Consider the following 11,907-nt stretch of genomic DNA (forward strand, 5'->3'; position numbering starts at 1 on the left):
AAAAGAGCAGGGAAGAGCAGGGAAGAGCAGGGAAGAGCAGGGAAGAGCAGGGAAGAGCAGGGAGTCACAGCCGCCTCGCTCTTTTTTTATTTTTGGCAAAGTGAGCTGAGAGGGTTCAAGTTACAATATATATCTTTAGAAGCAAAACTAACCTCAATATATGTTTATAGTTACATAATTTTTTCTTTACTTTTAAATTTATAGGCGTATGATAATAATTGACTCTTGGGTTAATTATAGGCCTTGAGTTGTAATCCTGGGTCTCGGAGGGATATGGATGAAAAAGCAATTACAATGGCCGCTAATTATTTTTGCGGTCGGTGTGTTCATGGCTGCCTTGGATAATGGCATTATTACTTCCTCTTTAACAACACTAAACGCTTCATTCGGTGTATCACCGAACTGGGGAGCATGGACCATCACTTTATATACACTAGGGCTCGCCATAAGTGTACCGATTGCAGGCAAGCTGTCGGACCGATACGGGCGGAAGAAGCTGTTTATGATTGAGGTGGCCTTATTCGGGCTTGGATCATTACTCGTTGCATTGAGCCCAAACTTCATATTGTTCTTGGGTGCCAGACTAATTCAGGCTTTAGGAGGCGGCGGAATATTCATTATTGCAAGCTCTTATGTGCTCAGTACCTATCCTAAAGAGAAACAAGGCGGGGCACTAGGGATGCTCGGTGCGATGAATGGAGTAGCTGCCGTACTGGGGCCTAATGTCGGTTCTCTGCTGCTTCAGCTCACGGGTAACTGGCACTGGTTGTTTCTCATTAATGTGCCTATTGCGATATTTCTACTATTTCTCGGCTACAGATTCATTCATGAGGAGCAGGAGCTGAGCACAGCGAAGATGGATTGGATCGGTGTCAGTCTGCTCTCCTTAGGGGTACTCGGTGTCATGTTCAGCTTCACGAACCTGGAAGGAGTCAGCCTATTGACCAGCATGGGCGAGCCTGGATTTTATGGATATTTTGCTGGCGGGTTAATCATGCTGATTCTATTTTATTTTTGGGAGAAAAGAATGGAGCTTCAAGGAGCAAGTCCGGTCATTTCCACGCAAATGCTGCGAGTGCCGTCCTTTTTATGGACCCTGCTCATCGCCTTTTTTTCGGGTGCGATCCTGGCGTCTGTCATTTTCATTCCGGGATTCGTGGAGCAGTATCTTGGTGTATCCAGCACGGCATCCGGGTATTGGTTTACTCCGCTCGCCCTCGCTGCTGGTGTCGGTTCAGCGCTCGGCGGGATGTATGTAGATCGCAAAGGGTCGATCTGGACTCTAGCGGTAGCTGGTTTAATAAGTGCGTTTGGCTTCCTTCTATTTGCTCTATGGGTCGACAGCTTATGGGAAATGGTCGTTTCAAGCCTGTTTGTCGGGCTTGGATTTAGTGTGATGCTGGGAGCGCCGGTCAATGTGCTCATTACCGAGGATGCCAAGGACTCAGAACGCGGCATTGCACTTGCAACCAGTTCTTTATTCAGGCAGATGGCGATGGCCATTGCACCAACGGTCTTTGCCGGCTTTCTTGCTCGTTCCTTCTCAAGCTTCGGTGCCAACATAGAGGCTAGTTTTGCAGAAGAGGGGATTCAGGCAGATCCCGCTATCCTGCAGCAATATATGGGAGAAACGCAGTCGGCTTCAACCGATGTGAATTCCATTCGTGAAGCCTTCGCTTCCATTCCGGATACCTCCATATCGGATGCATTAACACAGGCACTTGAACTGACGGTGAACCAAGGGTACAGCCGATTATTCTGGTCCGCTTTGATCTTCAGTGTTCTTACGGCAGCAGCCTCACTGGTGACGGGAAAGATACGCAGCAAGAAGAGAAGTCAAAGGGAGCAGAGCACACAGACATCTCATCTGTAATAAATATTGAAAACGTTAGAGAAGAAGCTCTTTCCGCGTGAAGGGCTTCTTCTTTGACTAAATATGACAATTTGCAGCAAGCCTAACTTCTGATTATTATGGTAATATAGCAAAATGTACAAGTTGCAGGATGAAAAATAATAGGCCATCATAATAGAGGGATACATTCTAAGCCAGAATGTGCCGAAAATAATACTGTTATGACGTTGCTTTCACATAAGACGAATCTACAAATCTAACAGAGAAGGAATGAACTATGAGATCTAGAAGCAGAAACAGGCATCGTAGAAAGAGGAGAGGAAGAGGCTTACTCATCACCCTCCTGACTCTTGTCGTTGTAGTCGCGGTCGCTTATCCGTTCCGTCAACAGATTGCTATAGCCGCATTTGATCTATTCTTATCAGGCACGGTCGAGAACCAGCTTGAAAAATCATATAAACCATCTGGGAGTGCCAGCGCAGAGCCTGTTGTATATCAGGATGAGCCCTTCTCTGTACTCCTGTTAGGCACGGATGCAAGACCGTATGAGAAGACCCGCGGACGTTCAGACACCGTCATTTACGCTGTGGTCCGTCCTCAGGAATCCCGGGTACTGCTCGTCTCTATTCCACGCGACACTTATGTGGAGATTGTAGGACATGATGCAGATGAGAACGGCATGAATGATTACGATAAGCTGACCCATGCTTTTGCCTTTGGCGAAGAGGAGATGGCGATCAACACGGTTGAGAATTTCCTCGGGTATGAGGTGAATAATTACGCAACGGTCAACTTTATGGCTATTCAACAGGTTGTTGATGCTATCGGCGGCGTAGAGCTTCCGATCACGGAAGATATCGTTAATAAAAATCCGAATCATGTGCAATTTACTATCGAAGGCGGTAAACCAATATACAGTGGCGAAGAGGCATTATACTATATCCGTTACCGCGAAGATAGTGATTTTAAACGTGCAGAAAGACAGCAGATTTTCTTGAATGCGGTAGCCAACCGCATGTTGAATGTGAATCAGATTTCCCAAATTCCAGAGCTGTTTGATATTATGGGAGAGAATTTCCAGACGGATCTGCATCCAACATCTATAATTAACCTTGCCAAGCAGGTTCTTACACAAGGCAACCCAGAAATTTTAAGTTTCACGATGATGGGTGAAGGGGTAAGAAAGGATGACGGTATATTCTATACCGAAGTCGACGAGAAATATTATGAGTATTCGAAAGAAATGATCGCAAACTGGCTCGATCCGAATACGACGGAAGAAACACTGCTCAAGCCGGAGGATTTTAACAAAGAAGACGAAACCGAGAGCGATGTTACAGAGAGCAACGAAACCGTATCTTCTCAATCTCAATAACATAGACGTACGACAATCAGCACTGACGACATTCTTTTAGTCGGGTGCTGATTTTGTTGTCTTATATGAATATAATGGAATAAGAAGTTATTTTTCGCAAAATCCCATACTAATGGGTTGTTCTCATAATTGTGTGTAAAGAGGAGGAATAACTCGATATGAATATTGCTTTTTTCTTGCTTCCGAAACAAGAGGTGGCGACAGTAACCTCGGATGCAACGCTCAGACAGACCCTTGAACGGATGGAATATCACAGATTTACAGCGGTACCGATTCTCAGCAAGGACGGTAAGTACGAAGGTACGGTGACAGAGGGAGACCTGCTGTGGCATATGAAGAATTCCAGAGGAGAGATTACATTTGAAAACGCTTCAAAATATGTGCTGAAGGATGTACCCTTGCGCTTACATATCAAGCCTGTATCGATTGATGCCAACATGGAGGATTTGATCAAGCTGGCGAAGGTTCAGAATTTTGTTCCTGTCGTGGATGATATGCAGCGGTTCATCGGGATCGTACGACGGAGCCAGATTATTGAGTATTGTGAAGATGTCATGTCTAGAGGTTCTGTGAAATCTGATGCAAATTTATAACTAGCAGGCATATTCATTAGAGATTGACTACATCCTATAAGCTGTAGGACCGCGGGTCGCCTTTTTATGGATATTCCCTTATGCTATAATGGAGAATAAAGCATTTTACGGGAGTGTGACGAGCATGAGCATGCCAAAAGAACTAGATGTCGCAAAGCGCGCAAAAGTGATTGAATGGCTCAAAACCGAAGTGCTGGATCAAGTGTCACGATTGTTCAAGGCTCTATGGGAAGGAAGCAACGCTCGAATCAGTGACAGCCTTGCGAGTCTTATCATGAGCAGCTATATTCTTGGACGGAGGCTCGGCATATCGTTTAAAGATATGGATGACCTGCTCGTTGACAAGCTCAAGAAACACAAGAAGGAAGGTCACCAGCTTGAGGACTGGTACCAGGACATTTCCGCTCTCGAAGACCATATGCGTAAGAGGTGAACATTTTGAAATTCCGCTGGAAAACAGCTGTATGGAGTCTGATCTATCTGCTTCTGTTATTATCACTGTTAACTCCTTTAACAGCGATTAGTGTGTTTCTGATTATTTTACCAGGGGTTATACTTTATACCTCATTAAATTTGAAGTCATTCTTAGTACATGTTATACCCGTACTCTTGATTGGGCTAATCATAAGTCCGATTTATTTAATTTTCGGGATATTTTTCTTAATTCCAGCGATCGTAATCGGTCATTGTTATAAGAAGCAAAAGCCTGCCTTAAATACCTTAGTGCTTGGAACAGGCACAATCCTGGCTGAATTTTTGCTATTGCTCTTGATCAGTACGACCTTGTTCCAGATTGATTTTTCTGAATATATTCGTGAAACGATTGAGTTTACGATGACACCGGTAACCGAATCGGGCGGTAACAACGCCTTGACGAATGGATTGGTAATGGATGAAGAAATGGCCGAGGCAGTGAGCAGCGCGACCGTTCAGATGATTCCTTTTGCGCTCATCGTCACTTCACTGGTTATGGCTTCTCTAACCCATGTTATTGCTCGTCCTATTCTAGGCCGCATGGGAATCCGGGTGAACCGGCTCAAGCCAATCCGTGAGTGGAGACTACCGAAATCCCTGATATGGTACTATTTCTTGGGCATTATTCTTCAGCTGGTAGCTGGCAATACAGACAACGGCTTTCTGACGATGATTGCACTCAACTTCTCACCGCTGATTAATTTCTGCTTCATGATTCAAGCCATCGGATTTTTCTTTTTTGCTGCACATGCGAGATCATGGCATCCGGTCATTCCGTATCTGCTCGCTGTTGCCACGTTTCTGATTGGACCCATGCGGATTATCGGAATCATAGACCTTGCCTTCCCGCTCCGTGAAGCCATTTCGAAACCAAAACGATAGGATGAACCATGATGCCTAAATTTCTGTTAAAGCGTTGGCACGGTTATCAGACCGTCTGGGCGTTTGCTTTATTATTAATACTGGATGCATTTCTGGTTGCATATAACTGGCCGCTGGGTCTGGTTTGCTTCGTTCTTATCGCTGTACTCGGATTTATCATGGTCAAGAAAGAGTTCGTATTTCGAAGAGAACTGGTCGATTACATGGGCAGTCTGAATCTTCGGATCAAAAGAGTTGAAGGCGAAGTGTCTGCGAGCATTCCGCTTGGCATCGTGCTGTACAGTGAGGACCGTTCGATTGAATGGCATAATCCTTATGTATCCAGAATGTTTGAAGAGAAGACGCTGATCGGGAGTGAACTGACTTCTTTTTTTCCGCAGCTTCCATTCAAGCAGAAGGATAAGAAGGATGGCAGCAAGGAAAATGTGCATGGGAACGCTCATGAAATCAGATTTGAGTATCAAACGCTGGATCGGGTGTATGAGCTATTTCATTATCCCGAGGAACGGCTCATTTACATTTATGAGATAACAGAGCTCGCTACCTTGCGAGAGAAATACGAGAATGAGAAGATTGCACTAGGCATCATCATGCTCGATAATCTGGATGAAGCATCGCAGGGGATGGATGATCAGCAGCGTACAGCACTCATTGCCCGTGTTGCCAGTGAGATTACAGCTTGGGCTAAGGATTATCATATCTATCTAAGAAGATTATCGTCCGAACGATACCTTATGGTGCTTCATTACAGCTCACTTCAGCAGCTGGAGATGAGCAGATTTGTTATATTGGACAATATCCGGGAGATGACCGCAGATCTGAAGGTACCGATGACGCTGAGTGTGGGACTCGCCTTTGGATCAGAGAATATCCGGGAGCTGGGTGAACTGGCCCAGTCGTCCCTTGATATGGCACTTGGCCGGGGCGGGGATCAGGCAGCGGTGAAGGCGGGACAGCGTCTTTCTTTTTACGGCGGTAAGACCAATGCAGTGGAGAAGAGAACCCGGGTCAGAGCCAGAGTGATTGCCCATGCCCTGCGTGATTTGATGCAGGAGAGCGATCGCGTCTTCATCATGGGGCACAAAATGCCAGATATGGATGCGATCGGTGCTTCCATTGGACTATGGAAAGCTGCTAATCTATATCATGTAGAGTGCTATATTGTGCTCGATTCTTCCAATCCATCCATCGATCGTTTGATGGAGCAGGTGAAGAAGGATGAGCGGCTGATGGAGGCATTTATTCTGCCTGAGGAAGCTATGCAGATGATGACCGAGCATAGCCTGCTCGTTGTCGTGGATACACATAAGGCCTCCATGACCATTGAGCCGAAGCTGGTGGATTCCATTTCCAGAGTTGTTGTGGTGGATCATCACCGCAGAGGCGAGGAATTTATTAATGATGCTGTGCTGATCTATCTGGAGCCGTATGCTTCATCGGCAGCAGAACTGGTCACAGAGCTGCTGCAGTATATTCATGATAAGCTGCAGCTCACTCCACTTGAGGCAACGGCATTACTGGCAGGAATTACGGTGGATACGAAGCATTTTGCCATGCACACCGGTTCAAGAACGTTTGAGGCGGCAGGATACTTGCGTAGAAACGGTGCGGACTCCATGCTGGTTCAGCGGCTGCTGAAGGAAGATTTACAGGAATATATTGCGAAAGCAGAAATCATAAAACATGCTAAAATGATGTATGGGCATATTGCGGTCGCTGTGACAGAGCCGGGACAGGTGATCCCGCAGCTTCTGATTGCACAGGTAGCCGACTCGCTGCTCAACATGACGGATGTCGTTGCTTCATTTGTTGTCAGTGAACGGCCGGACGGCGTAATTGGTATTAGTGCCCGTTCACTTGGTAAGATGAATGTACAGGTTGTCATGGAACGCTTGGGGGGCGGAGGTCATTTGACCAATGCTGCCGTACAGCTGGAAATGTCAATTGGGGAAGCAGAAGAAAAATTGCTGGAAGTATTGGCTGAAATCGAGAAGGAAGAGGGGTTGTTCGAATGAAAGTCATTTTTATAAAAGATGTAAAAGGTCAAGGTAAAAAAGGTCAAGTTAAAGAGGTATCCGAAGGATACGCTTCTAACTTTTTGCTGCCAAGAGGTTTAGCACGTGCGGCTACGGATGGCAATATGAAAACACTAGAGAACCAGAACGCGGCTGAAGAGAAGCGCAAGCAGCAGGAGAAGGACGATGCAGCAGCACTGGGCAAGAAGCTTGAAGAGGCAACCATCGTGCTGAAGGCGAAAGCCGGAGAAGGCGGACGTCTATTCGGAGCAATTACGAGCAAGCAGATCGCAGAAGCACTTGCCGGGCAAGGCTTTAAAGTGGATAAACGCAAAATTGAACTGGACGAGCCAATCCGTAACTTGGGAGTGACTCAGGTTCCGGTTAAGCTCCACCCTGATGTCAAAGCTACGCTCAAGGTCCAAGTAACGGAGGAATAGGATGGGCGGCGAGATTTATTTTGATCGTGTTCCGCCGCAAAACCTGGAAGCCGAGCAAGCGGTTCTAGGTGCAATTCTTATTCAATCGGAAGCACTCATCACTTCGATGGAGCGAGTGACAACCGATGATTTCTACGACAAGCCCCATCAGCTGATCTATGAAGCAATGATTGAGCTTGGAGAAGGCAATCAGCCCATTGATCTTATTACACTGACCTCTCTCCTGCAGGATAAAGGGCAGCTTGATGAGATCGGCGGGGTAACCTATTTGGCCAAGCTGGCACATGCGGTGCCGACCGCAGCCAATGTTGATTATTATGCACAGATCATCGAGGAAAAATCGATGCTGCGCAGACTCATTCGCACAGCGACGCAGATCGTTAGCGAAGGCTATGCCGGCGGCGAAGACGTATCCGGCATGCTCAGCGATGCAGAGCGGCGTATTCTGGAGATCTCGAACCGGCGCTCAAGCAGCGGGTTCATCGCCATTCGTGATGTCGTCATGGAGGTCTTCGAGAAGGTAGAGTCACTGTATCAGAACAAGGGGAATACGACAGGAATTCCTTCGGGCTTCGTTGATCTGGACAAGATGACAAGCGGATTCCAGCGGAATGATCTTATTATTGTGGCTGCCCGTCCTTCGGTAGGGAAGACGGCATTTGCACTGAACATTGCTCAGAACGTAGCGGTTAGAGCGAACGAGACCGTAGCGATCTTCAGTCTTGAGATGTCCGCTGCACAGCTGGTACAGCGTATGATCTGTGCGGAAGCCAATCTCGATGCTGGCGTGATGCGGAACGGGGAGTTCAAAAGTGATGACGACTGGTCCAAGCTGACCATGGGCATCGCTGCTCTGTCAGAAGCCGAAATTTATATTGATGATACACCAGGGATTACTGTGGCTGATATTCGTGCCAAATGCCGCCGTCTGAAGAAGGAAAAAGGGCTCGGGATGATCGTCATCGACTACCTGCAGCTGATTCAGGGACGGGGCAAGGCCGGCGAGAACCGGCAGCAGGAAGTATCAGAGATCTCTCGTACGCTCAAGCAGATTGCACGGGAGCTAGACGTTCCGGTCATTGCTCTGTCACAGCTCAGCCGGGGTGTCGAGCAGCGCCAAGATAAACGGCCGATGATGAGTGACCTTCGGGAATCCGGTTCAATCGAGCAGGATGCCGATATTGTAGCCTTCTTGTATCGTGATGATTACTACAATCAGGAGACGGAGAAGAAGAATATCATTGAGATTATTATAGCCAAGCAGCGTAATGGTCCCGTGGGCACTGTCGAGCTGGTCTTCTTGAAGAACTTCAATAAATTCGTTAATTATGAACGTGTGCATTCGGATGCCTTTGCCGGGTGACATGCATTCTTATCTATAAGTATATCCATCCACTTCTCGCGTGCTGAATGCACCGGGCAGTGGATTTTTTCATTTTCAGCCAAGTTGCTCAGCAAATCCCGAACGATAAATTTTACTTATAATTTAATGTTCGCTTTTTTATTTGACTTTGATAGGAGTGACTGGTACACTTGAATTGCTGCTTTTTGTGGCAAACCTTACAGCAACAGTCATGTCCAGATGGAATGGCGATTAAGGTAGGGCTTTTTGCCGTGATATGAGGGCAGTTCGTGATCTTGTGAAATCTAGGACATTCGAATGTCTGTGAGAGCTGCAGTTATGAAGTAGCTGCGATATAGTAATCGTTTTTCTAATGTATATTTAAGTTCAAGTGTTAAGAAAATAAGGAGTGCAAAAGACACTCACGGGGGAATGAACATGTCAACAGTAGTCGTTGTGGGTACACAATGGGGAGACGAAGGCAAAGGCAAAATTACAGATTATCTTGCGGAAAGCGCCGATGTGGTGGCACGGTACCAGGGTGGTAACAATGCCGGTCATACCATTCTGATTGACGGTAAGAAATACAAGCTGAGCTTGATTCCATCCGGTGTTTTTTATGAGGATAAGAAGTGTGTCATCGGGAACGGTATGGTCGTCAATCCAGCCGCTCTATTGGAAGAGATCAATTATATTCATGAGAACGGCTTCTCCACGAAGAATCTGGTCATCAGTGACCGTGCTCATGTCATTATGCCATATCATATGGTGCTGGATGCACTTGAGGAAGATCGCAAGGGTCCTAATAAGATTGGAACGACACGTAAGGGAATCGGCCCTGCGTATATGGATAAAGCAGCCCGTAACGGTATCCGTATTGCTGACCTGATGGATGCTGAGGAGTTCGAATTGAAGCTTCGCCATATGGTGAAGGAGAAGAATCAAGTGATCGAGCAGGTGTACGGTGCAGAGGCGCTGGATGTAGAAGAGATTTTGCAACAGTATCTGGAGTACGCAGAACTCATTCGTCCATATGTAACGGATACTTCCGTTGTTCTTAACGATGCGATTGATGAAGACAAGAAGGTGCTCTTCGAGGGTGCACAAGGGGTTATGCTCGATATCGACCAAGGTACTTATCCGTATGTAACGTCCTCCAACCCGTCGGCTGGCGGCGTATGTATCGGTTCCGGGGTCGGCCCGTCGAAGATCAGTCAAGTGATCGGGGTTGCGAAATCCTACACAACACGTGTCGGAGATGGACCATTCCCAACTGAGCTGAATAATGAAGTAGGAGACTATATTCGTGAGAAAGGTCATGAGTATGGTACCGTAACTGGACGTGCTCGCCGGGTAGGCTGGTTTGATACGGTAGTGGTTCGTCATGCTAGACGTGTCAGCGGCATTACCGGATTGTCTCTGAACTCTCTTGATGTACTTACAGGTCTGGATACCGTTAAGATTTGCGTCGGATACAAGTATCGCGGTGAGTTCATCACTCATTATCCGGCAAGCCTCAAAATGCTGGCAGAATGTGAAGCTGTATATGAAGAAATGCCAGGCTGGAGCGAGGACATTACTGGAGCGAAGACGCTTGAGGATCTGCCAGAAACGACTCGTAATTATGTAAATCGGGTATCCGAGCTGACAGGTATTCCGATCGCGATCTTCTCGGTTGGACGTAATCGTGAGCAGACAAATCAAGTACTGCCAATCTATGTTTAATCTATAGACAACTGTTAACTTCATATTGATATCCATAACCCTCTTCCCTTCTAGTATAGAAAGGATGGGGGTTTTTTGGTGTTCTTATCGGAACCAAGCGTAATACTGCTGTGAAAATATGAAAATTCGAAGGATAGAATCAAGAGAATTACGTCAATACTGAGTCTATAGCCTTCTTCGGGATGAATCAGACAACGTAAAATTAACGATGGACTGAATCATCCAGCTCATCTGCTAGATTAGGCGGCGAAGAGGGAGATCGATAGGAGGAGGCGTAAACGAATGAAATGGCTGAAATGGACGGGGCAGCTCCTGCTGACAGTCATCCTGGTGAGCACCCTGACCCTGCTGACAACAGGACTAATCGTGCAATCTTATATCTCATCACTGCTGGCTAGCTTCAACATTACCTGGGAAGGAGCGCCGAACAATCTTGCCGCGGTGTTTCAAGGTGCGCTGGGCATGAATCAGACAGCGAACACCTCCGAGAGCGCAGAGTCTAATTCTGAAACCGCATCTGGCAGCAATATGAACTCAGATCAATCCATGAATGGAACGGGTGACGAAGCGGATTCGGGTGCTAATGCAAATGATGAAACGAGTCAAACAGGCGAAACGGATCCAAGTCAGGATGATCCTAACAATCCGGAGTCAAACAACGAGGAGGGAGTAAGCAGCGAAGCAGACAGTGAAGCTTCTGATGGAGGGGAATCAACAGGCGGTCCGTCCGGAAGCTCAGTGGACAGTTCGTCAGAGACTCCTTCCTCAAGCACAACAGAAGAGGGAGCTGAGGCAGGCACTACTGAAGCGGATGATCAGATTGTCATCACACCAGAGGACATTACAGATCAGAAGGACTCCATCTCTACCGAGGATAAGACAGCGGTATTCGAGCTCCTTATGAATAAGATTCCTGCCGATGAGATGCAGAAGATCTCTAGTACGATGGAAGGCGGCTTGACGGAAACAGAGCTGCAGGACATGGAGCAAGTGATTGCAAAATATTTAACAGAGGAAGAATATAATGAGCTGATGGCCGTATTGACACCCTAAAGGAAAGTTCAGGAAACCCGCGTTTTGCGCGGGTTTTTGGTATGTTTTGGTGAGTTGATCTAGTACTTCCGGCTGTGGTAAAGTAAACAAGTAAGCAAAAGGTTAAATTTTTGATACTATTTAGCAACCTTTTCTTCATATATCTAAGTAATCAAA

At 46.7% G+C, this 11,907-nt stretch carries 10 protein-coding genes; all 10 read left to right on the forward strand.

The genetic code is table 11. The features are described 5' to 3' along the window. Positions 1-277 precede the first annotated feature (277 nt). The 10 genes from TCA2_RS15810 (at position 278) to TCA2_RS15855 (ending at position 11,751) form a co-directional block, all read left to right on the forward strand. Positions 278-1,873: an MFS transporter gene (locus TCA2_RS15810; protein ID WP_047912581.1), complete on the forward strand. Its 1,596-nt coding sequence runs from the start codon at positions 278-280 to the stop codon at positions 1,871-1,873. Positions 1,874-2,129: 256 nt separating this feature from the next. Further along, the gene (locus TCA2_RS15815; RefSeq protein ID WP_047912582.1) at positions 2,130-3,227 is read left to right on the forward strand and encodes an LCP family protein; all 1,098 of its coding nucleotides are present in this window, start codon (positions 2,130-2,132) and stop codon (positions 3,225-3,227) included. A gap of 158 nt (positions 3,228-3,385) precedes the next feature. Then, complete coding sequence (locus TCA2_RS15820; protein ID WP_047912583.1) at positions 3,386-3,820, forward strand: CBS domain-containing protein; 435 nt, start codon at positions 3,386-3,388, stop codon at positions 3,818-3,820. 130 nt (positions 3,821-3,950) lie between these two features. Continuing rightward, positions 3,951-4,253 carry a MazG-like family protein gene (locus TCA2_RS15825; RefSeq protein WP_047912750.1) on the forward strand — a complete coding sequence of 101 codons (303 nt, stop codon included), beginning with the start codon at positions 3,951-3,953 and terminating at the stop codon, positions 4,251-4,253. Then, on the forward strand, positions 4,250-5,176 hold the full coding sequence (locus tag TCA2_RS15830; protein WP_238546416.1) for a DUF2232 domain-containing protein: 927 nt from the start codon (positions 4,250-4,252) through the stop codon (positions 5,174-5,176). Before TCA2_RS15825 ends, TCA2_RS15830 begins: the two co-directional genes overlap by 4 nt. 11 nt (positions 5,177-5,187) lie before the next feature. Then, on the forward strand, positions 5,188-7,191 hold the full coding sequence (locus tag TCA2_RS15835; RefSeq protein WP_047912585.1) for a DHH family phosphoesterase: 2,004 nt from the start codon (positions 5,188-5,190) through the stop codon (positions 7,189-7,191). Then, entirely contained in the window at positions 7,188-7,631 is a 444-nt protein-coding gene (gene rplI, locus TCA2_RS15840) for a 50S ribosomal protein L9 (protein WP_047912586.1), read from the forward strand. The genes TCA2_RS15835 and rplI overlap by 4 nt, the downstream gene beginning before the upstream one ends. A 1-nt stretch (position 7,632) precedes the next feature. Next, positions 7,633-8,994: a replicative DNA helicase gene (gene dnaB / locus TCA2_RS15845; protein ID WP_047912587.1), complete on the forward strand. Its 1,362-nt coding sequence runs from the start codon at positions 7,633-7,635 to the stop codon at positions 8,992-8,994. 417 nt (positions 8,995-9,411) lie between these two features. Continuing rightward, a complete protein-coding gene (locus TCA2_RS15850; protein ID WP_047912588.1) occupies positions 9,412-10,698 on the forward strand; it encodes an adenylosuccinate synthase in 1,287 nt (428 codons plus the stop codon). A 282-nt stretch (positions 10,699-10,980) separates the two neighbouring features. Further along, positions 10,981-11,751, forward strand: a complete 771-nt coding sequence (locus TCA2_RS15855; RefSeq protein WP_047912589.1) for a hypothetical protein — start codon at positions 10,981-10,983, stop codon at positions 11,749-11,751. Positions 11,752-11,907: the final 156 nt, after the last annotated feature.

Origin of the sequence: Paenibacillus sp. TCA20, from assembly GCF_000732325.1 — a bacterium.
Lineage (GTDB): Bacteria > Bacillota > Bacilli > Paenibacillales > Paenibacillaceae > Paenibacillus > Paenibacillus urinalis.